The 25,566-nt window shown below is 41.2% G+C and carries 23 protein-coding genes; 21 read left to right on the top strand and 2 right to left on the bottom strand.

The features are described from left to right. The first annotated feature begins 109 nt into the window (after positions 1–109). The 8 genes from nagE to ACR42H_RS17875 all read left to right on the top strand — a co-directional run bounded on the left by nagE (position 110) and on the right by ACR42H_RS17875 (position 7,199). Positions 110–1,486, top strand: coding sequence for an N-acetylglucosamine-specific PTS transporter subunit IIBC (gene nagE / locus ACR42H_RS17910; RefSeq protein ID WP_436372320.1), 1,377 nt, complete (start codon positions 110–112; stop codon positions 1,484–1,486). A 294-nt stretch (positions 1,487–1,780) separates the two neighbouring features. Beyond that, positions 1,781–1,921: a hypothetical protein gene (locus ACR42H_RS17905; RefSeq protein WP_019381191.1), complete on the top strand. Its 141-nt coding sequence runs from the start codon at positions 1,781–1,783 to the stop codon at positions 1,919–1,921. Between the two features lie 147 nt (positions 1,922–2,068). Further along, complete coding sequence (locus ACR42H_RS17900) at positions 2,069–2,524, top strand: hypothetical protein (RefSeq protein ID WP_436372317.1); 456 nt, start codon at positions 2,069–2,071, stop codon at positions 2,522–2,524. 112 nt (positions 2,525–2,636) lie between these two features. Further along, entirely contained in the window at positions 2,637–2,939 is a 303-nt protein-coding gene (locus ACR42H_RS17895) for a nuclear transport factor 2 family protein (protein ID WP_436372315.1), read from the top strand. 169 nt (positions 2,940–3,108) lie between these two features. Next, positions 3,109–3,984 (top strand): carbon-nitrogen hydrolase family protein, encoded by an 876-nt coding sequence (locus ACR42H_RS17890; protein WP_113881308.1) that lies wholly within the window; start codon positions 3,109–3,111, stop codon positions 3,982–3,984. A gap of 3 nt (positions 3,985–3,987) precedes the next feature. Continuing rightward, positions 3,988–4,656 (top strand): GNAT family N-acetyltransferase, encoded by a 669-nt coding sequence (locus ACR42H_RS17885; protein ID WP_436372313.1) that lies wholly within the window; start codon positions 3,988–3,990, stop codon positions 4,654–4,656. Between the two features lie 20 nt (positions 4,657–4,676). Further along, the gene (locus ACR42H_RS17880) at positions 4,677–5,348 is read left to right on the top strand and encodes a GNAT family N-acetyltransferase (protein ID WP_113881310.1); all 672 of its coding nucleotides are present in this window, start codon (positions 4,677–4,679) and stop codon (positions 5,346–5,348) included. Between the two features lie 492 nt (positions 5,349–5,840). Continuing rightward, a complete protein-coding gene (locus tag ACR42H_RS17875; protein WP_113881311.1) occupies positions 5,841–7,199 on the top strand; it encodes an LVIVD repeat-containing protein in 1,359 nt (452 codons plus the stop codon). A 265-nt stretch (positions 7,200–7,464) separates the two neighbouring features. Here ACR42H_RS17875 and ACR42H_RS17870 read toward each other — a convergent pair whose 3' ends face one another. After that, positions 7,465–7,653, bottom strand: coding sequence for a hypothetical protein (locus ACR42H_RS17870; RefSeq protein ID WP_166672442.1), 189 nt, complete (start codon positions 7,651–7,653; stop codon positions 7,465–7,467). A gap of 272 nt (positions 7,654–7,925) precedes the next feature. Between ACR42H_RS17870 and fdhF the strand changes: the two genes are divergently transcribed. The 4 genes from fdhF to ACR42H_RS17850 all read left to right on the top strand — a co-directional run bounded on the left by fdhF (position 7,926) and on the right by ACR42H_RS17850 (position 12,915). Beyond that, positions 7,926–10,892, top strand: coding sequence for a formate dehydrogenase subunit alpha (gene fdhF / locus ACR42H_RS17865; RefSeq protein ID WP_436372310.1), 2,967 nt, complete (start codon positions 7,926–7,928; stop codon positions 10,890–10,892). Continuing rightward, positions 10,885–11,451: a DUF1641 domain-containing protein gene (locus tag ACR42H_RS17860; RefSeq protein WP_113881313.1), complete on the top strand. Its 567-nt coding sequence runs from the start codon at positions 10,885–10,887 to the stop codon at positions 11,449–11,451. The genes fdhF and ACR42H_RS17860 overlap by 8 nt, the downstream gene beginning before the upstream one ends. Positions 11,452–11,676: 225 nt before the next feature. Then, on the top strand, positions 11,677–12,582 hold the full coding sequence (locus tag ACR42H_RS17855) for an HD-GYP domain-containing protein (protein ID WP_436372308.1): 906 nt from the start codon (positions 11,677–11,679) through the stop codon (positions 12,580–12,582). Positions 12,583–12,594: 12 nt separating this feature from the next. Continuing rightward, a complete protein-coding gene (locus tag ACR42H_RS17850) occupies positions 12,595–12,915 on the top strand; it encodes an 8-amino-7-oxononanoate synthase (RefSeq protein WP_436372306.1) in 321 nt (106 codons plus the stop codon). Positions 12,916–13,129: 214 nt separating this feature from the next. Here the strand turns inward: ACR42H_RS17850 and fdhD are convergent, their stop codons facing one another. Continuing rightward, a complete protein-coding gene (gene fdhD, locus ACR42H_RS17845) occupies positions 13,130–13,927 on the bottom strand; it encodes a formate dehydrogenase accessory sulfurtransferase FdhD (protein WP_113881316.1) in 798 nt (265 codons plus the stop codon). A 182-nt stretch (positions 13,928–14,109) separates the two neighbouring features. Here fdhD and ACR42H_RS17840 point away from each other — a divergent pair, with 182 nt between their 5' ends. From ACR42H_RS17840 to ACR42H_RS17800, 9 genes are all read left to right on the top strand, one after another. Then, positions 14,110–14,469 (top strand): DUF2294 domain-containing protein, encoded by a 360-nt coding sequence (locus ACR42H_RS17840; RefSeq protein WP_113881317.1) that lies wholly within the window; start codon positions 14,110–14,112, stop codon positions 14,467–14,469. Between the two features lie 349 nt (positions 14,470–14,818). Beyond that, on the top strand, positions 14,819–16,108 hold the full coding sequence (locus tag ACR42H_RS17835; RefSeq protein ID WP_113881318.1) for a coiled-coil domain-containing protein: 1,290 nt from the start codon (positions 14,819–14,821) through the stop codon (positions 16,106–16,108). Positions 16,109–16,467: 359 nt separating this feature from the next. Continuing rightward, on the top strand, positions 16,468–17,160 hold the full coding sequence (locus ACR42H_RS17830; RefSeq protein WP_436372303.1) for a FadR/GntR family transcriptional regulator: 693 nt from the start codon (positions 16,468–16,470) through the stop codon (positions 17,158–17,160). Between the two features lie 62 nt (positions 17,161–17,222). Beyond that, entirely contained in the window at positions 17,223–18,545 is a 1,323-nt protein-coding gene (locus ACR42H_RS17825) for an FAD-binding oxidoreductase (RefSeq protein ID WP_436376993.1), read from the top strand. Continuing rightward, on the top strand, positions 18,546–19,904 hold the full coding sequence (locus ACR42H_RS17820) for a (Fe-S)-binding protein (protein ID WP_113881321.1): 1,359 nt from the start codon (positions 18,546–18,548) through the stop codon (positions 19,902–19,904). Continuing rightward, entirely contained in the window at positions 19,901–21,361 is a 1,461-nt protein-coding gene (locus tag ACR42H_RS17815; RefSeq protein ID WP_436372301.1) for an FAD-linked oxidase C-terminal domain-containing protein, read from the top strand. Before ACR42H_RS17820 ends, ACR42H_RS17815 begins: the two co-directional genes overlap by 4 nt. Positions 21,362–21,600: 239 nt before the next feature. Continuing rightward, entirely contained in the window at positions 21,601–23,778 is a 2,178-nt protein-coding gene (locus tag ACR42H_RS17810) for a malate synthase G (RefSeq protein ID WP_436372299.1), read from the top strand. Between the two features lie 81 nt (positions 23,779–23,859). Beyond that, a complete protein-coding gene (locus ACR42H_RS17805) occupies positions 23,860–24,639 on the top strand; it encodes a fumarylacetoacetate hydrolase family protein (RefSeq protein WP_436372297.1) in 780 nt (259 codons plus the stop codon). A gap of 44 nt (positions 24,640–24,683) precedes the next feature. Further along, positions 24,684–25,451, top strand: a complete 768-nt coding sequence (locus tag ACR42H_RS17800) for an IclR family transcriptional regulator (protein WP_436372295.1) — start codon at positions 24,684–24,686, stop codon at positions 25,449–25,451. Positions 25,452–25,566 lie beyond the last annotated feature (115 nt).

Here is a 25,566-nt window from a genome sequence, read left to right as displayed (position 1 = left end):
TTCTTTTTTTATTATATGGCGGGTCGGCATAATACTGATGGTGCCTGGTACTGAATTATAAAGCCTGTTCATATTATGTAATAATCCATGCAGAAAGAGGTGTGTAAAAATGTTGGGGTTTTTACAAAGGATTGGCAAGTCTTTAATGCTGCCGATTGCAGTCATGCCTGCTGCTGCACTTTTGCTTAGGCTGGGACAGGATGATCTTTTAGGCATTCCGTTTATATCTGCAGCCGGGAATGCTGTGTTTGGACATTTGGCTCTCTTGTTTGCCATCGGGATTGCCATCGGTTTTTCTAAGGATGGCAGCGGGGCCGCTGCCCTCGCAGGTACAGTGGGTTATTTTGTGCTGACTGAAGGTGCCGCGGCGATAAACGAAACGGTCAATATGGGTGTTTTTGGGGGAATCATTTCCGGTATTATTGCAGGGCTATTATACAATAAATATCATGATATTAGGCTGCCGGAATGGCTTGGTTTCTTTGGAGGAAAACGGTTTGTGCCAATTATCACATCACTTGTAATGATTGTTATTGCATTTTTGTTCGGGTATGTGTGGCCTCCGGTCCAGGCAGGCATTAACGGTGTGGGCGATTGGATTATTGGTGCAGGTGCCGCAGGTGTTGGAGTCTTCGGATTCCTCAACCGATTATTAATCCCAGTTGGGCTCCATCATATTTTGAACACGCTTGTCTGGTTTGAGTTTGGGGAGTTTACTAATGCAGCCGGTGATGTCATTAAAGGTGACTTATGGCGCTTCCTTGCAAAAGATCCATCTGCAGGAATTTTCATGACAGGATTCTTCCCGATCATGATGTTTGGTCTGCCGGGTGCTGCTTTTGCCATGGTTGCAGCAGCTAAAAAGGAAAGAAGGAAAGCAGTGGCAGGTGCAATGGCAGGACTTGCATTTACTTCCTTCCTGACCGGTATTACAGAACCGATTGAATTCTTATTTATGTTCTTATCACCGGTACTATATTTTATACATGCTATTTTAACGGGTTTGGCTATGTCCATCTCCTATGCGCTGGATATTCACCATGGTTTCGGGTTCTCAGCAGGCGCCCTGGATTATTTTCTAAACTTCGGCATTGCCCAGAAGCCAGTACTGCTTGCTGGAATTGGTCTCCTCTATGGTCTGCTGTATTTTGTGGTTTTCTATTTCCTAATCAAGAAACTGGATTTAAAAACGCCGGGAAGGGAAGATGAAATTGAAGGTGAATTTGAAGGGAATTTCGCTATAAAAGGCAACTATGCTGAAGCTGCTGATGCTTATCTGGAGGCTTTGGGCGGCAGAGAAAATCTTGAAGAAATCGATAATTGTGTAACCCGCCTTCGTTTAAAGGTAAAAGATATAGCCCTGATTGATGAAGGGCATTTAAAACAGCTGGGGGCAAAAGGGGTAATAAAGCTCAGCAAAACCAGTCTTCAGGTTATTGTTGGAACGGATGTTGAATTTCTGGCAAATGAATTGAAAAAGAAGTAAATGATAGGCTGGCTCTCTGTCACGGGGGCCAGCTTTTGTTACATATAGTTATATAGTTTTACATGAATGCCTCAAACTCCCCTTAGAACTGATGAAAAAATCATAATTCTAATAGCTTCGCAGTAAAATTTTAAATATTTATATGATGGCCCTTTTTTCGAAAGTGTTATCCCCCATGGAATAGCGCCCTTTTTTTTCAGTACAGGATAGTAGTTTAAGCATGTCCAAATCTTAAACATAACATGTCTACGTAAGGGTTCCCTTGCTAAATGACTTTAAAGGGGGGATATCATCATGGTAGAACCATTAACGGTGTTAATTGTCATTCTTTTAGCCGTTGTATTGCTTTTGGCAAGTATTCTCGTACCTTCAGCAGAAGGTGCCATCGTGGAGGCTATTTGCAGCCTTTTGGGATGCTCCGCAAATGACGCTTAAAGCCAAATTACAAAAACCCTGGAATATTTCCAGGGTTTTTCATATGAAAAAAATCCATAAAATCTTTTAATCTTGTATGTTTGTCTATTCCAAATATAGTGCAGTTTCATAGAATAGTGAGTGAAAACGAAGAAGGACGGGATAAATATGGAGGAAAATAAACCAGAACAGCAGAATTCATCTGAAAAACCGGCAAACATTCCAAATGGTTATAATTCTGATGCTGTAGAAAAACTAGCAGCAACCTTACTGAAGGATAAAAATGATATCAATTTCGGATCTTTATTTAAAATGGCCAATAAGATTTTGAAGGATGATTCCCTTATGGGACTGGTCGCAGAAATCTCCCAAAAGCCGCCTGAAGATAAAGATGGAGCAGATATCGAAGAGATTCCAGACACCGAAAATAGTGAACTCGTTTCCTTGCAAAAAGAAATGGAGGCAATAAGGTCCGAATTAAAAACAACCCGAAAAGAGGTAGCTGAATTAAAGAAACAGAACGCTTCCCTCTTAAGCCTCTATTTAAAAGTACTCAATGCAGCAAACAATGATTTTAAAAAAGGTATTGGGCTTATATCAGGATTAAGCAAATTATTAAAATAGAGACTTAAGGCATTACTTTTACGAGTAATGCTTTTTTTCTGGCACAAAACCAGACCGGCATGCCATAAATCCTTAGGATAGAAAGAAAAACATTGGAAAGACGGCGGCCCATTTGAAAGAAATAACAGGAAGGCTAGCTCAGCAGCTGCTGGATACTTATAACCAGCAGAACATTGATGAATTTTTGGGGGTATATAGTGATAATGTAACAGTTATAACATTCCCTGGGGACGAGGTTATGTATAGGGGAAAAGAAAAAATGGGGGAGATGTACAGCCAGCTTTTTAAAAACAATCCTAATCAGCATGCTGAGCTGATTTCCAGAATGGTAAAAGGAAATATAGTGATTGATTATGAATATGTTACTGGAAGGGCGAACGGACAGACAGTCTATTTATGCAATAGCGATGTATGAAATTAAAGAAGATAAAATTCAAAAAGTCTGGTTTGTAAAATAAAATAGTGTTAATTAAAAAATTTCGTAATCCGATTAAAAAAGTATTGTGCTATGCAGGAAAATCATTGATAATTTTTTAAAGATAGAGTGAAACTCATCTATACATTTTCTGATGAGGGGGAGTATATTGAAAATTCGTGTATCCGCTGTGCAGTATCATCTGCACACCATTCGTTCATTTGAAGAGTTTGCCAGTCAATGTGAGCATTACATTAAAACTGCCCAGGAGTTCGGATCGGAGTTTGTCTTATTTCCTGAATTTTTTACCACACAGCTTTTGTCCATAGGAAGCGAGCAGGGGACAAGTCTGACGATTAATGAATTGCCTGGTTTTACAGAGCAGTATAAAATGCTATTTTCCAATTTTGCTAAAGATACAAAAATGCATATAATCGGCGGTACACACGTTATTAACAGAGATGGCCGCCTTTACAATGCCGCTCATTTATTTTATCCGGATGGGCGGATCGAAGAACAGGCTAAACTGCATATCACTCCTACTGAAGTCCATGAGTGGAATATGTCACCTGGCGAAGGCCTCCGAGTATTCGATACAGATAAAGGCAGAATAGCCATTCTGACATGCTATGATATTGAGTTTCCGGAAATCGTCCGTATGGCAAAAGCAAAAGGAGCAGATGTTATTTTCTGTCCTTCCTGCACAGACGACCGGCATGGTTTCCACCGTGTCCGCTATACAAGCCATGCAAGAGCTATTGAGAATCAGGTTTATGTTGTGGTCACAGGAACAATCGGTTCCCTGCCTACTGTCGACTTTATGCGTGCCAATATCGGCCAGGCAGCCGTCATTACACCGAATGATATTCCATTTCCGCCAAAGGGGATTATGGTGGAAGGCGAGTTGAATGACGATATGATTGTGACTGCCGATCTTGACCTTAGCCTTTTATATGAAGTACGCGAACGCGGTTCTGTTACGACTTGGCGCGACCGCAGAACTGATTTGTATGTAGACTGGGAAAAAGAAAATATCGAAGGATGAAAAATGGCATATAGAAGCGAATTTTATGTGTTTGACGGGGATAAGCCGGTGCCAGCTGTAATCAGGAATTACACTAAAGCGGATTTTGATAAGTTAATTGACATTCAGGCAGAATGCTTTCCGCCGCCTTTTCCTTCAGATTTATGGTGGAATAAGGAGCAATTAACTAACCATGTGGAACTCTTTCCGGATGGCGCACTATGCATCGAGGTTGAAGGAGTATTAGCAGGGTCTTTAACCGGGCTGATTGTTGATTTTGATCCCTCACATCCAGAACATACATGGGAAGAAATAACCGATAGCGGATATATTCGCAATCATAGTCCTCATGGCAAAACATTATATATTGTTGATATAAGTGTCCGCCCCAAGTTCCGAAAACTTGGGCTGGGCAAATTAATGATGCAGGCTATGTATCAGGTTGTCATAAGCCTGGGTCTCGATCGCTTGCTTGGAGGGGGGCGAATGCCTGGCTACCATAAATTCGCCCATGATTTGTCTGCCCAGGAATATCTTCAGCAATTGATCGATGGGAGAAAGAAAGATCCGGTTATCACATTTTTGCTAAGGTGCGGCCGAACTCCGCTTACTGTTGCAGAGAATTATTTAGAAGATGAAGAGTCACTTAATTACGGTGCCTTAATGGAGTGGAAGAATCCATTTAAGGTTTAAGCGGCAAAGGAGATAGTACATTGGAATATATCAGAATTACGAGTATTCATGATCCGCTTTTTGTTAAAATGCATGAGTTAATGAAAGAAGTCTTTCCTCCTGAAGAAGTACTTGAGTTTGAATTGTGGAAGGAACCTCTTGAAGATTCGGGAATTCGTGTGTTTGCGGCTGTTCATGAAGGTGATGTGGTTGGTGCTACCGAATATCGCTACTATCCGCAATGGAATATTGCCATGACTGATTTTACCATCATTGGCCGTCAGGGCCTAAGCCTTGGCCGTTTCCTTGCACGAAATCGATCAAAGGATCTGGATGAACTAGCCCGCCAAAATGGTAAAGAGCTATTTGGCATGTTTGCAGAAATTTATGATCCTTATGGGATTGAAGACCATGAATTTGGCGGTGCCAAGCCAATGAACCCATTCGTCCGCCGTGAGGTTTTGTCTCATATGGGCTATAAAAAGCTTGATTTTCCTTATCTTCATCCTTCTTGGAAAAACGATGGGGAAGCAGTTAAGGGACTTGACTTTTGCTTCATGCCAGCTGAAGAAGAAATCACAGAAATTCCTTCTGGCTTGGTTATTAATTTCCTTACTGAATATTACGCTGTTCTATCGGCTAAACCGCAGGAGTGGTTTGGAATGATTGATCAGCTGAAGGAAAAAGAGAAAATATCCCTGCTTCCTTTATAATCAGCAGAACGCCCTTGCCTCAAGGGCTGTTTTTTCATTCAATGTTTAGCGGACATACTAAAAAGGTAAAGTATATAAAGTACTGTTTAAACCGAAAAGAGGGATCCGTTCATGGCATTGAAAAGATTAATAAAAGCATTCATTGTAAAAAACGGTGCTTCATTAGTGAAAAAATATGTTGTTCCGGCTGTAAAAAGAAAGTTGAAAAGCAGGAGATAAATTTATTTAGGCATCTTCCATTGGAAGGTGTTTTTCTTTTGTGGGGGTCAAAAGAAATACGCAAAAACTGGCATAATTAGTGTAAACCTCATATTCCAATATTTCACTAGTTATATAGGAGGGAAGAGGATGAGTCATTTTTTGTAGAAAATATAGGAGAATTTACTGATTTTAAAAATTCTGAATTTTCTTTAATATAAAAAATGCAGTATTTCGGGACACTTAAACTTAGCGTACCGACTACATAGCTAAATTATATTAGGGGGAATACATTTGAAAAAGAAAGTTTTAATTAAAACTGCATTAGCCGGAGCTCTTGTCCTATCTGCAGGAGGCCCAGCAGCACTTGCACATGATGAATTCAGCGGAGGTATTGAAAAAGGTGATAGTCTGGCCGGTGTTGAATTAGCTGTTCCATTGCTTGAGGGCAGCAAAAATACAGGTAATCTTCAAGAAGTAGCCTCTGTTCCGCTAAAAGAAGTGAAAGAGGGGGTACAAAATTCATCGGGTGATGTTTATGCGCATAAAGGCTTTGCCTATGTAGGTACACATACCAAAAATGGGGGTGAAGGGGGAGTACGTGTATTTGATATGAAAGAGCCTTCAAATCCTGTAGAAGTGTCGTCATTTGCTCATATTCCAGGGACTTGGCAGGAAAAAGTAATTGTAAAAACTGTTAATACGAAGCACTTTAAAGGTGATTTGGCTGCAGTCAGTGTTCAAAAGGTAGATCGCACCAACCCAAATGCAAAAGGAGGATTTGTATTATATGATGTCACAAACCCTCGGGAACCAAAGGAACTGGGATTCTGGGAAGATACATCGGGGGCAAGGGGAACACATGAACTTTACCTAACCGTTCAAGGAAATAATGTTTATGTGCTGACGGCAAATTGCTATGCCGATCTGTATTCTCATGGTGAAAAAATGGATGTTAATATTGTAGATGTTACAAATCCTTCAACGCCTCAAACAATTTATGAATTTAATCCGCGCAATTATATACCTGAAGTGAACGATGATAATTATGATGGGTATAATTGGACTGATGAAGAAGGAATTCAAAGGGCAGCGTTTGCTCATAGCGTTAAAACAGATGGAACTGGGAAAACAGCTTTCCTTTCGTACTGGGATTTAGGAACAATCATGCTTGATATTAGTGATGCCAAAAATCCAGTTTATCTGGGCAGGACCGATTTCGCCAATGATGTTCAGGGAGCAGCCCATTCGATGGATTTAGCTAAAGGAGGAAATGTCCTTATAGAGACAAGGGAGGTGTTTGGCCCAACCAGAGAGGGCTTTGAGAGTGCATACGGCTACACAATGATTTATGATATCAAAGATAAGACAGATCCAAAGCTTCTAAGCACTTTTAGAACCGACTTCACTGAGAAGATTCCAGGAGGAGCAACGGTCCATGATCCAAAGGTTCAGGGGAACACATTATATCTCTCACATTATGCTGGGGGTGTAAGAACAGTTGATATTACAGACCCGTCCAATCCGGAAGAAATTGGTGTCTATATTCCAAGCAAATCTAACATTTGGGGTGTATTCGTAGACCGCAATTATGTACTTGCATCCGATATGGGTTCTGGATTGAAAGTTCTGCAGAAAAACGGCAGCCAATAATATTTAAAAAACAGGAGTCCCGAAGAAGGCTCCTGTTTTTTTGATATCTCCTAAATAAAGGACGGATAATGATTAACTATTGACCTGACAAGAAGATTTTTTGAAACTAAAGCCAACTAACTTTATCATTTAAATTCTAAACTACAGAGTTATTTTTGTTATCAGCTTTCATTTTTCTCGCCCAAACGGTATAGCTGAAGCTGATGGCAAAATCTATTGCAAGTACCAATGTCCATATTCTTGCTAATCCTTTGAGACTCCCGGTTTACTGAAGATTGCCAATGTAAAGGATCATAGCCATTAATAAAATCAAACCAATTATCCATGCGAGAAGATGCCTATACCATCCGATTCTTTCTCTCCCGGCATGTTCCCTGCCGTATTTAGCAAGCTTTTCAGGTTTTGGACCGTTTCCGAACTTATAGGCAAACCTTTCGTCTGCCCATTGAATCATAGGTTTTCCATAGGCGGTCTAGCCCTACATGCAGTAATGAAACCAAATCAATTTAATGAAGAAAAAATGAGAGTGATTCTTAGAAATCATTTGTTATCATTGCGAAAAAAATAATCGTGTTAAGGCGGCTGAATTTACAGCCGTTTTTTTTTTGTGCTCCTTATGATTATTGTTATTAGCATGCCTGGAGTTATCTGCCAATATCATTAACTAAACGTTTAACTTTTTCTTACAAGGGTAGTGAAAATCTAAGAAACCGATTCATTGAAAGGATGATTTATTTGCCAGCATCTCTCAATATAAAGATAAATGGTATAGATATGAAAGCAAAGCAGGATCAAACTGTTTTGCAATTATTGAATGATAGTTCGATTGAGATTCCTCAGGTTTGCTTCCATCCGAGCCTGGGAGCAATCGAAACCTGTGATACCTGTATTGTTTCTGTTAATGGAGAATTCGTACGTTCGTGCTCTACAAAAATTAAAGATGGAGATGTAATCGATACTGTGGATCCTGATGTAAAACAGGCGCAGACCATTGCCATGGATAAGATTCTCTTTAATCATGAACTGTATTGTACGGTTTGCGATTATAACAATGGGGGATGTGAAATACATAATACGGTTAAGGCGATGAAAATTAATCACCAAAGCATCCCGTTTGATCAGAAGCCTTATGAGAAGGATGAATCTCATCCCTTTTACAGATATGATCCCGATCAGTGTATTCTTTGCGGAAGATGTGTGGAAGCCTGCCAGGACGTCCAGGTTACCGAAACCCTTACCATTGACTGGGAGCGGCAAAGACCTAGGGTTATCTGGGATAAGGATGTCCCGATTAACGAGTCTTCCTGCGTATCCTGTGGGCACTGCTCCACTGTTTGTCCATGTAATGCCATGATGGAAAAGGGAATGGAAGGGGAAGCCGGATTTCTGACTGGAATTGCCAAAAACACCCTTCGGCCAATGATTGAAATCACTAAAAATGTTGAAACAGGATATGGATCCATCCTGGCGATATCTGATATGGAAGCAGCCATGCGGGAAGAGAAAATTAAAAAGACCAAAACAGTCTGTACCTATTGCGGCGTCGGCTGCAGCTTTGATGTATGGACAAAGGGCCGGGAAATCCTGAAGGTGGAGCCTCAGGCAGAAGCACCTGCCAACGGAATATCTACATGTGTAAAAGGGAAATTTGGCTGGGACTTTGTGAATAATGAGGAGCGATTAACGAAGCCGCTAATCAGGGAAGGTGATTCATTCCGTGAAGCAGAATGGGATGAAGCATTGGACCTGATTACACGGAAATTCTCAGAAATTAAAGAACAGCATGGCCCAGATGCAATGAGCTTTATTACATCATCAAAATGTACCAATGAGGAATCGTATTTAATGCAGAAACTTGGCAGGGCAGTCATAGGGACAAACAATATCGATAACTGTTCAAGATATTGCCAGACCCCTGCAACTGTAGGGCTATTCCGAACTGTGGGATATGGAGGGGATGCTGGTTCAATTGAAGATATTAAAAACTCCGAATTAGTGCTGATTATTGGTTCCAATACGTCTGAATCCCATCCGGTTCTTTCGACCAGGGTGAAAAGATCCCAGAAACTGAATGGCCAAAAAGTAATTGTAGCTGACTTAAGGGAACATGAAATGGCAGAGCGGTCTGATTTGTTTGTGCGGCCTCGTGCGGGTACGGATATGGTCTGGCTTTCTGCCATTACTAAATACATTATCGACCAGGGATGGGCGGACGAGAAGTTTCTGCAGGAAAAAGTGAATGGCCTTGAAGAATTTGTGTCAAACCTGGAGAAATATACTTTGAAATTTGCAGAAGAAACAACCGGGATATCCATAGACAATTTAATCAAAATGGCAGAAATGATTCATGAAGCCAATAGTGTTTCTGCTTTATGGGCAATGGGTGTCACACAGCATCTTGGAGGCAGTGATACAAGTACAGCCATTTCAAATCTGCTTCTTGTAACAGGAAATTACGCTAAACCTGGTGCAGGTGCGTATCCCTTAAGGGGCCATAATAATGTGCAGGGGGCAGGGGATTTTGGAAGCAGCCCCGATAATTTGCCTGGGTATCAAAAAGTTTCAGACCCTGATGTGAGAAAGAAGTTTGAAAAAGCTTGGGGTGTAAAGCTTCCGGAAAAAGCCGGACTGAATAATCACGAGATGGTAGAAGGGATTCATGAAGGCCAGCTGAAAGCGATGTATCTGAAGGGTGAAGATATGGGGCTAGTGGATTCAAATATCAATTATGTTCAGGCTGCTTTTGAAAAACTTGATTTCTTTGTCGTCCAGGATATTTTCCTTTCCCGTACAGCTGAGTTTGCGGATGTGGTGCTTCCTGCAAGTCCAAGTCTGGAAAAGGAAGGAACATTTACGAACACAGAGAGGAGAATTCAGCGTCTTTACCAGGCATTTGAGCCGCTTGGGGATTCAAAGCCTGACTGGCAAATAATCATTGAAGTAGCTAATCGACTTGGCGCGGGCTGGACATATACCCACCCAAGCGAAATCATGGCCGAAGCTGCTAAGCTTATGCCATTATACGCAGGTGTTACTTATGAAAGATTGGAAGGGTATAAGAGTCTGCAATGGCCGGTGGCTGAGGACGGAACGGATAGCCCGCTCCTGTATACGGAAAGCTTCCCGTTTCCTGATGGCAAGGCAAGACTTTATCCGGTAGATTGGACTCCAGCTCTTGAATTTCCAATTGAATATGATATCCACGTCAATAATGGACGTCTCCTGGAGCATTTCCATGAAGGCAACATGACGTATAAATCAAAAGGAATCAGCTCGAAAACACCGGAAGTCTTCCTGGAAGTATCACCTGATCTTGCCAAAGAGCGGGGCCTGAAGGATGGTACGCTTGTTCGTCTGACTTCACCGTATGGTAATGTTAAAGTTAAATGTCATATAACTGATAGGGTTAAAGGAAAGGAAGTTTACCTTCCTATGAATGATAGAGGCGAAGCCGCCATAAATTTATTAACAAGCAGCTATGCCGATAAGGATACCGATACACCGGCATATAAGGAAACGAAGGTGAAGCTTGAAATTCTGAGTGAAGAAGGCAGCAATCCGCTTCCAAGAATTAATCACCGTTATGGCAACCCGCAGCCGCAAATTGGTGTAAATGTTCAAAAGAAATGGGCAAGGAAAGATTATATTTTCCCGGGAGAAATGGTGAAAAAGGAGCGGAAACAGCATGGCTAAAGCGATTAATAATATCAAGCGTTTTGAGTTAAGCCCTGAGGACAAACGCCAAAAAGACCTGGAAGAAGTGGAAAATGCTCTAATAGATAATAAGGAATCCATTCTTGAACTGCTTACAGCGGTCGGCCATATGCATGATCGGGGAATTCTCTCGTTATTAAATGGTTTGTTTGGACAGGGAGATAAAGTATTGAACGTACTTGTTAAAGCAGTAGATAAACCGGAAGCTACAAATACAATCAAAAACCTGCTGCTTATGGTTGGGACCCTGGGTACCATTAATGTCCAGCAGCTTGAGCCTTTGCTTTTAAAATTAAATTCCGGTGTTGCAAGAGTTGCGGAATATAAAGAAACGGATGAAAAAACAAGCTACTTTGATCTTGTGAAGGCTTTGAAAGATCCAGAAGTCAATCGGGCAGTTACACTTCTGATCACTTTCCTCAAAGGAATGGGAGAAGATACAAGTGCCATGGAAAGGAACACCCAGCTTCCCGAGGACCAGAAAATGCACAAAATGGAAAAAAGTGAAAGAGATGTCCCTCCTAACAAAAGAGAATGACAAAAAGCCAGTGACCCCATTTAAGGTCACTGGTTTTTTAATGGGGACGATAAAAACAGGCAAATAGCCTTAAATATTGTCAATATTCTCTTTAATATCAACTAACTAGCAAAATTTTTGTGGAAAAATGGAAAATCATGTACTAGAATGGCAATATAGGAAAGTTTATTAATTTGCCACCCAATACATACATCATTTGCGAAGTATAAGAAAGAGGGTAATAAAGTGGGCATTATAAATGAAGATAGTTTCATTGAAACAGTCCACATGAAAGGTTTGCAAATCTCCTTGATTGCTTCGGGGGATGGGACAGAGGTTATTTATCATAAGCTTGAACCTGATGCTAGGTGGGGACTTGAACCATTAGAAGGCGGTGAAACGCTGGAATATCTTCATTTGATTTCCGGTGAACTGCTCTTAAAAGATTCTAATGGGGAAAAAACTCTCAGAGCTGGTGATTCGTTTCAAAGATGCCCAGTAACTGAACACCATATTTTTCAATCAATAGGTCAATCTGAATTTTTATATGTAACATCTAATCCAGTTTTTCACTACTATAGCAGAGTGACAAATGAATTAAGAGATTTGGTAATATCAATCGAAGAGAAAGATGGATATACAAGCGATCATTGCGATAGAATTACAAGAATGTCAATGCTCATGGCAGACGCACTTGATTTAAATTCTCGACAAATTTTAAAACTTAATCTTGCAGCATTTTTACATGATATAGGAAAAGTGAAGGTGCCAATAGAGATTCTTCAAAAACCAGGTAAATTAACCTCCGATGAGTGGGATATAATGAAACAGCATTCTGCTTTTGGACGAGAAATACTGCAAGAGACAGGTTTGCCAAGTTTAATAGAAGCAGGCAAAGTGGTAGAGCAGCATCATGAAAGATATGATGGCACTGGATATCCCAAAGGACTTAAAGGGGATGAAATTGCAATAGAGGCAGCAATTATTTCTGTTGTAGACTCATTTGATGCAATGACTACTGATCGGGTTTACCAGAAAGGCAGAAGCGTACTTGAAGCAATAGATGAAATCAGAAAAAATCGGGGCACTATGTACAATCCAGATATTGTTGATACATTTTTTAAAATAAAAGACAAATTAGTAAAAATTTAAGGGGGAACAAAAATGAAGAAAGCAGCATTTGTTTTAGTGAGTTTGATGTTATTGTTAGTATTCAACGCAAAGACATCAGAGGCAGCATATTTACCTGAATATGATAAATATGTAGAAGTATCGTATGAACAAGCTAGATATATAGCTGATTTAATGGGACTGCAAAAATATGAATTAGGAGAAGAAACAGCAAGATTGTCATTCGAATTGCAGGAAAGTCTGATTGCAAAGATAGAGAAGGTCCTGAAAACGGAAATTGACCATTATTACATCTGGTTAACCGTAGATGGTGAAACGGTTCTGGGAATAGATCCTCCACATCCTATGTTTTAATAGAAAGCAAGTCGAGGCAAAAGCTTTGACTTGCTTTTTCATGGTATTACTAAACCTATCTAATTATAACTAGCCTTTTTATTTTTACGTTTAGTAATCTGCAAAATCAAGATATTCATTTACATGCAAAAAAATGAGCTTAAAAAATAGAGACTTTTTGAAAAAGAGAAAGAGGCTGCCCCATTTGCGTGTGCAATTGGACACCCTCTTTTTATTAATCTTCCGCCCCTGAAACGATCCTTTCCGGATGAGAATAAACATTAAAAGACTGACCGCGTATAAAGCCAACAGCTGTGATATTAAGATCTTCTGCCAATTTTATGGCCAGATCAGTCGGAGCGGATTTTGATAGAATTATGCCTACTCCGATTTTGGAGGCTTTTAGAAGAACTTCCGAAGAGATTCTGCCGCTGAATGCAATGACTTTATCCCTTACAGGAATCCTGTTTTCAATGCAATACCCAAGGATTTTATCTAGAGCATTATGCCGGCCAATATCTGTTCTGCTGACAATCATTTCATCTGCAGAAAATAAGGCGGCATTATGTACTCCTCCGGTTTCTTGAAAAGTCTGACTGCCATCCTGCAGCTGTTTCATAAATGAGATGCACTGGCTGGGAGACAAGGTCAGCTTTGATGTAGAAGTTCTGGCTGTCCTCGCATCATTGTGAAAATAAAATTGCCTGCTCTTCCCGCAGCATGAACCAATAAACCGTTTGGAGTGGAACTCATGGCTTGCTGTAGAAGTTTGGGTATGTAACTCCACATATGCAAATCCTTTGCTTTCATCTATTTGAATATCCTTGATTTCTTCCATTCTCCTGATGAAGCCTTCAGAAGCCAAAAAGCCGATTGTTAATTCCCGAATATTCTCTGGGCTGCAGACCATTGTTGCGAACTCTTCTCCATTTAGCTGAATTGTGAGAGGGTGTTCGGAAACAATTGAATCTTCTGCATCCTGCAGAACTCCATTCTGAAATCTGACAATTTTTCTGCTGCTTAGAATTTCCATAATTCTTCCTCCTAGAACCTTTCAACTAACAAAATAGTAGCATATAATTTCAGTTAGACAAGAAATTTAGATTGTTTAGTTTGACAATAATTGTATTAATTGATTAACTTATTAAAGTGAAACCTGCATTGGACATGTATAATTGGGATTATACATGAAAATAGGTTAATGAGGGTTGGAATATGAACAAGTATGAAGCTGAATTCAGTAATTTAGTGCGCTCCTTCCGGAAAAAACATATGGGCAAAGGACCTAGCAAAGTTAGGACAACATTCTGCAAACATTGGGCTATATGTGAAATGGAAGGTAATTTATCTCCTGTGGAAAAATTCATAGCAAGTGCAGACGAGGGGAAACAAATGCTTCGGGCTGCCAGAACAGAAATGGTCAAGGAGATGTATAAAAAAAACCGCCCCGCAGAAATGGAAGAATTTTTGCAGGCAAGACTAATTGACCTGTTTGTGGATATAGATATCGAACGGGATTTTGGAATGTCGGTATTTGTGTTCGATCAGGATATCCAAAGCAAGTTTAAGGATTAAAAAGTATTCATTAAAGGCTGAAATCCGTAAGAGTTAATCTGGATTCCAGTCTTTTTTTATTTATTCTGGAATACAGCACACAACTGTCGTTGGATATCTTCTCTCAGTAAAATAGGGAATTATGTCATATATAGGTGGCGAAAAAAGGGGTTTAATGTCACGTTTGAAATATTTTTGTAATATTTCTATAACAAGTCTGTCAAATAAGGATGGTATAATCCTCCATGGAAAGACAAATTTACTAGAGATTTTTATTGTAATCGCTTAAAAAAATAAACATAGATAAATAGTTTTATATTCTTACGGCCAATAAATGACCAAGTACATATTAGAAAGCAGGGTAATTACTTTGAGAAAAAGGCTACTCGTTTTAAATACAACTATTATCCTTGGGCTCGGAAGTGCTTTTTCCATCCCAGGTGTAAATGCTGAATCAATCAATAAGCTAGAAAATCAAAAAAGCCAAATTCAGCAGCAGCGTTCCAGCTTGCAGGACACACTGGCTGAAGCGGATAAGGAATTGGTAAGTGTCCTTAAAGAAATCGCTGAGTTAAATACTAAAATTACTAAAGTTGAAAAGGCGATTGAAGATAATAATAAATTAATAGCAGAAACGCAAACTAAAATTTCCAGCACTAAATCCGAAGTAGATCAATTGAAGGCAGAAATGGCTATCATTGAGGAAAGAATCGAAAAGAGAAGCGCTATCCTAAAACAGCGTGCACAATCTTTTCAGGAAAGCGGCGGAACCGTGGCATATTTAGATGTTCTTCTTGGTGCTTCCAGTTTCAGTGACTTTGTTGACCGTGTCGGAGCAGTAACCACATTTGTTCAGGCAGACAAACAATTAATGGAAGAACAGGAACAGGATAAAAAGGTATTTGAAGAAAAGAAGGCTGCAGTTGAAGAAGAGTTAGCGGGATTAACCAGCATGATGACCGAATTAAAAGGCATGCAGTCCATCATGGAGGAGCAAAAACAGCAAAATAGCTCATTAATCCAGCAGTTAAAAGATAAAGAAAATTCAATTGCAGATAAGAAGGCAAAGCTGCAAAGTGAAGATGTTAAATATGCTTCCATGATTGCTCAAATCGAACAAAGCATTGCGGCGCAAACAGCACCAGCAGCACAGTCAGCTGCTCCGGCATCTGCTTCTTCAGGTCCAGCTTCTGCCAAAAAGCAGACTCCTGCTGCCCAAAAAGTAAAAGGAACAGCAAGCTCTGCTCCAAAGCCAACTGTAAATGGCGGCAGTGCAATCAGCATTGTGACAACTGCAGGTAATAAATATATCGGTAATTCTGTTTATGTGTTTGGGGGCGGCAGAAATGCATATGATATCGCCAATGGAAGATTCGATTGCTCAGGCTTTGTTCACTGGGCTTTCTCCCAGGCTGGAATTAGTGTAGGAGCCAGCACAGATTCTCTTAAATTTGGTGGACGCCAGGTTTCAGCAAGCGAGATGAGAGCTGGGGATCTTGTTTTCTTTGATACTTATAAAAGGGATGGCCATGTAGGCATTTACCTCGGCGGCGGTAAATTCATCGGTTCACAAAGCTCAACGGGTGTTGCGGTTGCAAACATGTCCAGCGGCTATTGGAAAACTAAGTTCAATGGACGAGTTGTACGCGTAATAGAATAGAAAATTTTAAACTGACTTCCATACGAAAACGTGGAAGTCAGTTTTTTTGCTGTTTTCATAAGGTTTGTTGTTTTAGCTCTTAAGCATGAGAGTCGATTTTTACTTCGTGCATATGATTTCAGCGAATGTGTAACTTCTTTATCAGATTTTCTGATACTTTGCCCGGATGGTCCTCTGGTTCGGGCTCGTTTTTCCGGATATCTTCTGCACCTGTCCAAATGACCCCTAGATTCAAATATTAATAAGAATCTTTGATAAATTCTAAATATTTTATTGATTATTATAATTCACCGTGATTTAATAGGAAGTAACATATAACATATCAGATATGTGACGTCTGCAAAGAAGGTGGCAAGAGATTGAATGTAAAAAAGATTTCAACACGAAAAATTTCTGAAATTGCTGCAGAGCAAATTGAAGATATGATTGCCAAAGGATCCTTTAAACCAGGAGAAAAGCTGCCATCAGTAAGAGAGTTATGCGAACTGTTTGGTGTCGGCCGATCCGCTGTCAGGGATGCTCTAACCTCATTGCAGGGCAAAGGAATCGTACATGTGAAACAGGGAGAAGGCACTTATATATCCCGATTTGATTCATCAAAGCTTTTTAAAAGTCCTCATTTGCATCCTGGCATTAAAGATATCCACGAGTTATTCCAGGCAAGAAAAATGGTTGAAACAGGTCTCGCTGAAATGGCAGCCGCCAATCGGTCTGAGGCGGATTTGGCGAAGATGAATAAACTGATTTCCGATGCAGCCATCCATGGATGGGAGGAAGATTATCAGTTTCATATGGCGATTGCCCATGCAGCAGGCAATGATATACTTATCCAATTTGTGCAATTTATATCTGAAACATTGAAAAAATCCATGATCGATTTTCATCAATACCTTCAAACACGGGATGATATCGCAAAAAAGATTGAAGAGCAGCATCTGGGTATCTATTTGTCTATTAAAAATAAGCAGCCGAACCAAGCGCATAAGAATATGATTGAACATTTAGAGCTGGTTGAGAAACTTTTGCAAATGAGTATCGTGCAGGAACGTTAAAGTTTTTTTGAAATTTCTTTGAAACATTGTTTGTTATTACGAAACAATCGGGGGTGGACATGTTGATTGCAGCAGAATCGATAAGTGCTTTAAAAACTTATTTTAGGGAAGATCAGATAAGTAAAAATGAAGTTTCTAGCCCATTTGGCAACTCAGGTGAAATGATTATATTACCGGAAACAGAAAATGAGATTGCAGCGGCACTTAAGCATGCAGATCTGAATGGTCTAACCATCAACATTATGGGCGGTGGCACAAAACGCGGATTCGGAGGTTTAAATGAAAAAGCGGATCTTCTTTTATCGCTTGAAAAATATACAGGGATTGTGGAACACACACCTGGTGATATGACAGTAACAGTAAGATCCGGAATTCGCTTTAAAGACCTTCAGGATTATCTGGCTAAACATAATCAAAAAATATCTCTTGATCCTTTTTGGCCCCAAAATGCCACAATAGGCGGTATCATTGCAGCAAATGAAAGCGGACCCAAAAGGCTGGGATACGGTTCAGCCCGTGATGCAGTCATTGGATTAAGGACTGTTTATCCGGATGGAAAGATAATACGCTCGGGTGGCAGAGTCGTAAAAAATGTTGCCGGCTATGATATGAATAAGCTGTTTATTGGATCAATGGGCACACTTGGTGTGATTTCTGAAATTACCTTAAAGCTTCGCCCAATCCCTAAATGTGAGAGTCTGGTTCTCGTTTCGTTTCCAGCTGGAAATCTGGAGGATATAAAGGCGTTTGCAGTGAAGGTATTGGATTCTATGATAGAACCAGTTTCGCTTGAGCTGCTGAATCCGTCACTTTCAGATAGGCTTGCCGGAATAAACTCTTACACGATAGCTATGAGTTTTGAAGATGTTGAAAGCTCTGTACGTTATCAGGAAACTTTTGTGGGAAATATGCTGCCGAAAGATGCGAAGTTGAGTATAAGCACTAAGGAAAAAGCGGATTTGTTTTGGGAACGCTTTTACAGGCACATTCCTAACGGGGCAGACAAGGATTTGCCAATTCAAACAGAAGCCTCCATGAAGATTGGAACTGTTAATCTCGACGCAGTGAGAGTATTAAAGAATACTGATCTGCTTCAGGATAAATTCAATGTGAAAATCGAATCACATGGAGGTCTGGGCCATGGATTAAGTCAAGTGACCATTAGAGGAGCAGAGCCAGATGTCGCGGATGCTGCTGTACATGTAAGGGAGACTGCTGAAAGAGCAGGGGGATATGCGGTTGCAAAGCACCTTCCATTTGAGCTTCGGAAAAAAGTGGATGTTTGGGGCAATAAACCTTCTCATTTCTTTTTGCTCCAGGGGATTAAAACAAAGGTCGACCCAAATAAAACTTTAAGCCCAAACAGATTCATAGGAGGGATTTAAATGAGTGTCCGGGAACTCGATTTAAAGCAAGAGCCGCCATGTACCTCGGGATTGGGAAACTATTTATGGAGCGATCCGCCAGATGAAAAGAAATGGGCTGACTGTGTCCATTGCGGCATGTGTCTGGAATCATGCCCGACATATGAACAGACAGGTCAGGAACAGCATTCTCCAAGGGGGCGTGTCCACCTAATCAAATCTGTGGCTGAAGGGAAGCTTCAAGTAAATGAGCAATTCATGGACCCAGTGTTTCAATGTCTGGATTGCCGCGCCTGTACAACTGCATGCCCAGCTGATGTCGATGTTGGCGGTTTGATTGAGGAAGCACGCGGCCAGATTCGGCAGGCAATGCCATTGACTGGTATAAAAGGAGCCATCAGCAAGTTTTTTCTTCATGACCTTTTCCCTCACCAGAATCGCTTAAATACGCTAGGCGGCCTTATGAAATTCTACCAAAAAAGCGGCATGCAAAAAGCAGTCCGGAAAACCAAAGTAATCAATATCATGCCGCAGCACCTTGTCGATATGGAATCCATCATGCCTGAAGTGAAAGAGCCTGTAAAAAAGAAGTATAAAGACGTAAAAGTAATCAAAGCAAAAGGGGAGACAAAGAAGGAAGTTGCGATGCTGACCGGCTGTGTAATGGATGTCATGTTCAGTGATATTAATGAATCCACCATAAATGTATTGACCAGAAATGGAAATGATGTTGTCATACCCCAAAGCCAAACTTGCTGCGGAGCCCTGCATGTTCATGCGGGTGACCGTGATATGGGCAGGAAGCTGGCGAAACAGAATATGGAAGCATTCAAAGACTTTGACAAAGTAATTGTTAATGCAGCAGGATGCGGGTGCATGATGAAGGAATACGCAGAATTGTTTAAGGAAGATCCGGAAATGCATGCAAAAGCGGAAGAGTTCTCTGAAAAGGTAGAGGATATATCAAAATTTCTTCATGATACAGGCTATGAAAAGCCAAAGGCTGAAATGAACACTAGAATTACTTACCATGATGCCTGCCATTTAGCGCATGGACAGGGAATCCGCCAGCAGCCGCGTGATATTCTCCTTGATATTCCTGGTGTTGACATGGTGCACATGCCTAATTCAGACCGCTGCTGCGGAAGTGCAGGAATATACAATATTACCAATCCGGAAATGGCTAATGCGGTCCTTGAAAGCAAAATGGAAAATGTTCCAGATGATGTGGAAATGATCTCAATGGGAAATCCCGGCTGTATGCTGCAAATGGCAATGGGAGTTCAAAAATACGGCAGGAATCAGAAAATTGTCCATACTATCCAGCTTCTTGATTGGGCTTACCAAAAGGAAGACCGTGTGAAGGAGGAAAAAGAGTGAGAACGAAAGATCGGGTTAAATCACAGGACCAACACATCTTAAATTTGGCTGAAATTGTGGGAGGTTCCCGTTCCATTCTTTACCAGAAAGAAGACCTTTTGGCTTATGACTGTGACGGCTTTACGATCCATAAGCACTTGCCCAAGGCAGTCGTATTTCCAAAGAATACACAAGAAGTGGCGGAGATTGTCAAGTACTGCTCGGAAAACAATCTCCCCTTCCTGGCCAGGGGGGCAGGTACGGGGCTGAGCGGCGGAGCAATACCTCTTAATGGAGAAATAATAATAAGTATGGTTAGGATGAAAAAACTTATTAGCGTTGATCTTGAAAATCGCCGCGCCGTTGTGGAGCCTGGATTTGTAAATCTAAAACTCACAAATTCAATATCCGATAAAGGCTATTATTACGCACCGGATCCATCCAGCCAATACTGCTGCACAATTGGGGGCAATGTTGCAGAAAATGCCGGGGGTGCACATTGTCTGAAATACGGAGTAACTACAAACCATATTCTTGGACTTGAAGTGGTCATGCCTAATGGCGAAATAGTGGAAATTGGCAAAGATGGTATTCCCGATGCTCCCGGATATGATTTGCTGGGTCTGATTACAGGTTCTGAAGGGACCCTTGGAATTGTAACAAAAATAACTGTGAGGGTACTGAAAAATCCTGAAGGAAAGCAGACTGTTCTTGCCTACTTCGATCGGGTTGAAGATGGGAGCCAGGCAGTATCAGATATTATATCTGCTGGTATTGTACCTGCAGCCCTGGAAATGATGGATAAGACTGCTATTGAAGGGGTGGAAGCTGCAGCTTTTCCGGTAGGCCATCCAAAAGATATAGAAGCAGTTCTTTTAATTGAAGTGGATGGTATTGCAGCGGGAATTGGGGAACAGATCGACCAAATCCTTGAGGTTTGCAGAAAGAGGAATGTCCGTGAAGTCCGTGCGGCGGGAAGTGAAGAGGAAAGAGCAAGATGGTGGGCGAATCGTAAGACAGGCTTTGGTGCCATGGGTGCCATTTCTCCTGATTATCTGGTACAGGATGGGGTGATCCCTCGAAGCAAGCTGCCTGAAGTTTTAAGCAGAATCAGCCAGATTAGCAGTGAATCGGGATTAAGGATTGCTAATATTTTCCATGCAGGAGATGGAAACCTGCATCCTCTTGTCCTATTTGACGCAAGGATACCAGGAGAATCAGAGAAAGCGCTCGAAGCTGGAAGCCAATGCTTAAAAGTCTGCGCAGATGTTGGAGGGACCATAACTGGAGAGCATGGTGTCGGCATTGAAAAGCGGGAAGAAATGCGTTTTGTTTTCACAGAAGAAGAAATTGCTGCCCAGACAGAAATCCGGGAAGTCTTTAATCCTCATAATCTGCTGAATGCTGGAAAGCTGTTTCCATCGCCGAGCAGATGTGCTGAAGTCAAAAAAGAGATGAAGGCCCAGGCAATTTCATAAGAAAATGCCCAGCCTTCCTTAGAAGAAGGCTGGGCATTTACCCAATGTTGAAAAGCTAAATTAAGCCTTATCAATTAGAGAAGAATAAAGTTGTGTGAAAATTATTGAAAATCGATTTAGAAACATGCTATTATTTTTTTAAGAGAAAGTTAGAAACGCTGTTTCGTAATAAGAAACAAGAATCGGCAACCGCATTAAATTTAAAATGGTAAAGCAGCAACCAAAGGAGGAAATGAATAATGGGAAACTATGTAAAAACAGGAAGCCTGCAAGTTGCAAGTGAGCTTTATGAATTTATCAATTCCGAGGCTCTGCCGGGAAGCGGAGTGGATCAGGAACAATTTTGGCCAGGTCTGGAAGCGCTTATAAATGATCTGACGCCTAAAAATAAAGCATTGCTGGCGAAGCGGGATGAAATTCAGCATAAACTGAACAAGTGGCACAGAGAAAATCAAGATTTTGATTTTAATAGCTATAAGTCATTTTTAGAAGAGATCAGCTATCTTGAGCCAAAGGCCGAAGGTTTTAAAATTACTACAGAAAACGTGGATGATGAAGTAGCTATAAAGGCTGGACCACAATTGGTCGTTCCAGTTAATAACGGGCGTTATGCGATCAATGCAGCAAATGCCCGGTGGGGAAGCTTATACGATGCACTTTATGGCACAGATGCAATCAGTGAAGAAAATGGGGCAAATAGAGAAGGCGGATATAATCCAGTAAGGGGAGAAAAGGTTATTGCATTTGCCAGGGAATTCCTTGATCAAACCGTTCCTCTGTCAAGCGGTTCTCATAAAGACGCTGTTCAATATAAAGTGGAAAACGGTAAGCTGGCAGCTGTGCTTAGCAATGGAGAAACTGCAAATCTAAAAGATGAATCAAAGTTTGCCGGATACCAGGGAGAGCAGGATCATCCTTCTGCGGTACTTCTGAAGAATAATGGCCTTTATTTTGAAATTCAAATTGACAGAGGCCACCCAATTGGAAAAACGGATGATGCCGGAGTAAAGGATGTTTTGCTTGAAGCTGCAATTACTACAATTATGGATTGTGAAGATTCAGTAACAGCAGTTGATGCTGAAGACAAGGTCCTTGTGTACCGCAACTGGCTTGGTTTAATGAAGGGAGACCTTTCCGCCGCCTTTACAAAGGGCTCTAAATCCATAACGCGTACATTAAACCCTGACCGTTCGTATATTTCTCCAGATGGAAAGGAGTTCTCATTATCTGGGCGCTCGTTGATGTTTGTCAGAAATGTCGGACATTTAATGTCCATTAATGCGATTTTGGATGCAGATGGAAATGAAGTGCAGGAAGGTATCTTGGATACGGTAATTACCAGCCTGATTGGCAAGCATACATTGCTTGGAAATGGCCCATACCAAAACTCATCAGAAGGTTCCATTTATATCGTTAAGCCAAAGATGCACGGTTCCAAGGAGGTTGCTTTTGCAAACGAGTTGTTTGACCGGACTGAAGATTTGCTCGGACTGGAGCGGAATACACTAAAAATTGGTGTAATGGATGAAGAGCGCCGTACATCTTTGAACCTGGCAGCCTGCATCCGTGAAGTAAAGGAGCGCATCGTCTTCATAAACACTGGGTTCCTGGACCGGACTGGGGATGAGATGCATACTTCCATGGAAGCTGGCCCAATGATCCGCAAGAGTGACATGAAGTCAACAGCATGGCTAAAAGGCTATGAAAAATCCAATGTCAATACAGGCCTTGAAACAGGCTTCCAGGGCCGTGCCCAAATTGGAAAAGGTATGTGGGCTATGCCTGATATGATGGCTGATATGATGGAGCAGAAGATCGGCCATCTGAACGCTGGAGCCAATACTGCCTGGGTACCGTCTCCAACTGCTGCCACCCTTCATGCTTTACACTATCATCAGGTAGAAGTTCAAAAAGTGCAAAATCAGCTGCTGGAAGAGATTACGGACCTTCGTGATGAAATCCTGCAGATTCCGGTTGCTGAAAATCCGCAATGGAATCCAGAGGAAGTTCAAGAGGAACTGGATAACAACGCACAGGGGATTTTGGGATATGTTGTCCGCTGGGTTGAGCAGGGCATCGGCTGTTCTAAAGTTCCTGATATCAATAATATTGGTTTAATGGAGGACCGCGCGACATTAAGGATATCAAGCCAGCATGTTGCGAATTGGCTGCACCATGGAATCTGCACGAAGGAGCAAGTGCTTGAGACACTTAAGAAAATGGCTAAGGTTGTAGATGAACAAAATAGTGGAGATCCCGCATACCGCCCAATGGCAGCTGACTTCGATCAATCAGTTGCTTTCCAGGCAGCATGTGACCTCGTTTTTGAGGGATATGATCAGCCAAATGGCTATACAGAACCGATTTTGCACCGCCGCCGACTTGAAGCGAAGTCCAAGTATGCTGTTAAACAGTAATAGTTTTAGAACAGGGCATGTATGTGCCCTGTTTTTCTAAAGAGCCGCAGACTTAAAGTAATTGAAGGGAGAGGGAAGAAAATGAAATTTACAAGATTTGAAGTTAAAGGAGCAGTACATACAGGAGTAGCAGAGGGGGGCATGTTTAAAGAAATTAAAGGTGATATTTTCGGAGAATGGGAGTATACTGGCCAGAGCTTTTCGGCGGATGAAGCTAAGCAGCTTGCACCTCTGGTTCCAAATCAGATTATTGGTATTGGAGCTAACTATGTGTCTGTGAAATCAGATTTGCCTGAGACACTCCCGGAAATTCCTGTATTCTTCTTTAAGCCTGTATCTTCTGTTATAGGGCCTGATGAGGATATTATCATTCCTGAAGGCATTGAAGAGGTGAAATTTGAATCAGAACTGGCAGTGGTAATAGGCAGAGAAGCTAAAAATGTAGCAGAGTCAGATGTGCTTGATTATGTTTTTGGCTACACAGTAGGCAATGATGTTACTGCACCGCAATTCTTCCATAATGACGGGCATTGGACAATTGGCAAATCCTTTGACACATTTACTCCGCTTGGTCCGGTAATCGAAACAGACCTGGATCCATTTCAGGTTAAAGTGGAAGCAAAATTAAACGGCTCAGAGAAGCAGAACAGCAGCACAGAATTAATGATTATCCCAATCCGGAAAATGATATCCTACCTGACTAATGTCATGACGCTGCTGCCAGGTGACGTAATCCTTACAGGAAGTCCTGTTGGAGCTGAGATGGTTAGGTCAGGCGCTGTTATCGAATGTGAGATCAAAGAGATTGGAGCTCTGCGGAATACATTTGCAGTAGCACGTGAAAGCGCAAAAACGGTATAATCTATGTGTAATGGATTAAGGTTTTTGCACCAGAGGTGAGTGTTGTGGAAAGAGAAAACATGGTCAAGTCCGTCAGCAGGGCACTGGATATTATCACATTGATCAGCCTGAAAAAAAGCGGTCTTGGCGTAACGGAAATTGCCAATCAGATTGATATCAATAAAAGCTCTGTTTATCGTATTCTCTCTACTCTTGTTCAGTACGGATATATAGAACAGGATAGCGAAACCGGCAAATACAAATTAGGGTATAAATTCCTGGAGATCAGTTCAAAACTGCTTGAATCAATCGATTTGCGTGCAGAGGCAAGACCTTTTCTGCAGGAACTGGAAAATGAAACAAATGAAGTCATTCATTTGGTCGTTTATGATCAGGGAGAGGTTGTGTACATCGAGAAGCTTGAGGGCAATGAGACTTTAAGGATGCATTCTAAAGTCGGAAAACGAGCTCCGATGCATTGCACATCTGTCGGCAAAGCCATTCTGGCACATCTGCCTTCAAGCGTTGTTTTTGATATCCTTGAAAGAAAAGGGATGCCGGTCCATACCGATAAAACCATAACGGATAAAGATGAATTTATGAAAGAATTAGGGCAGGTCAGGCAAAATGGATATGCGCTTGATCTTGAAGAAAATGAATATGGGATTACTTGTGTGGCCGTTCCTATTTTTGACCATCTCGGCAAAGTCATTGCTGCAGTCAGTATATCAGGCCCGACAATGAGGATGACAAGTGATCGTCTTGATGCATTAAAATCTATAATGGTAAGGACAGGACAAGGGATTTCTTCCCGGCTTGGACACGTCAGCTGAATAAGTTGGGATTAGCCCAATATATCTTGATGAAAAGATATATTGGGCTAATTTTGTATGTATATACATACAAATATTTTTGTGTAAATACATAGATTAAATTTTCCAAATATTA

Origin of the sequence: Cytobacillus sp. BC1816, assembly GCF_051353635.1 — a bacterium.
In the GTDB taxonomy this organism is placed as follows: Bacteria; Bacillota; Bacilli; order Bacillales; family Cytobacillaceae; genus Cytobacillus; species Cytobacillus oceanisediminis_C.
Note: the sequence above shows the minus strand (reverse complement) of the source record. Positions and strands in the feature narration are given on the sequence as shown.

Coding starts and splice junctions, on each gene's coding strand:
- fdhD (WP_113881316.1), bottom strand. CDS start 13,927: ATGGAAATTCTAAGCAGCAGAAAAATTGTCAGATTTCAGAATGGAGTT.
- ACR42H_RS17820 (WP_113881321.1), top strand. CDS start 18,546: ATGAGTGTCCGGGAACTCGATTTAAAGCAAGAGCCGCCATGTACCTCG.
- ACR42H_RS17810 (WP_436372299.1), top strand. CDS start 21,601: ATGGGAAACTATGTAAAAACAGGAAGCCTGCAAGTTGCAAGTGAGCTT.
- fdhF (WP_436372310.1), top strand. CDS start 7,926: ATGATTTATTTGCCAGCATCTCTCAATATAAAGATAAATGGTATAGAT.
- ACR42H_RS17805 (WP_436372297.1), top strand. CDS start 23,860: ATGAAATTTACAAGATTTGAAGTTAAAGGAGCAGTACATACAGGAGTA.
- ACR42H_RS17900 (WP_436372317.1), top strand. CDS start 2,069: ATGGAGGAAAATAAACCAGAACAGCAGAATTCATCTGAAAAACCGGCA.
- ACR42H_RS17840 (WP_113881317.1), top strand. CDS start 14,110: ATGAACAAGTATGAAGCTGAATTCAGTAATTTAGTGCGCTCCTTCCGG.
- ACR42H_RS17870 (WP_166672442.1), bottom strand. CDS start 7,653: ATGATTCAATGGGCAGACGAAAGGTTTGCCTATAAGTTCGGAAACGGT.
- ACR42H_RS17885 (WP_436372313.1), top strand. CDS start 3,988: ATGGCATATAGAAGCGAATTTTATGTGTTTGACGGGGATAAGCCGGTG.
- ACR42H_RS17850 (WP_436372306.1), top strand. CDS start 12,595: ATGAAGAAAGCAGCATTTGTTTTAGTGAGTTTGATGTTATTGTTAGTA.
- nagE (WP_436372320.1), top strand. CDS start 110: ATGTTGGGGTTTTTACAAAGGATTGGCAAGTCTTTAATGCTGCCGATT.
- ACR42H_RS17905 (WP_019381191.1), top strand. CDS start 1,781: ATGGTAGAACCATTAACGGTGTTAATTGTCATTCTTTTAGCCGTTGTA.
- ACR42H_RS17860 (WP_113881313.1), top strand. CDS start 10,885: ATGGCTAAAGCGATTAATAATATCAAGCGTTTTGAGTTAAGCCCTGAG.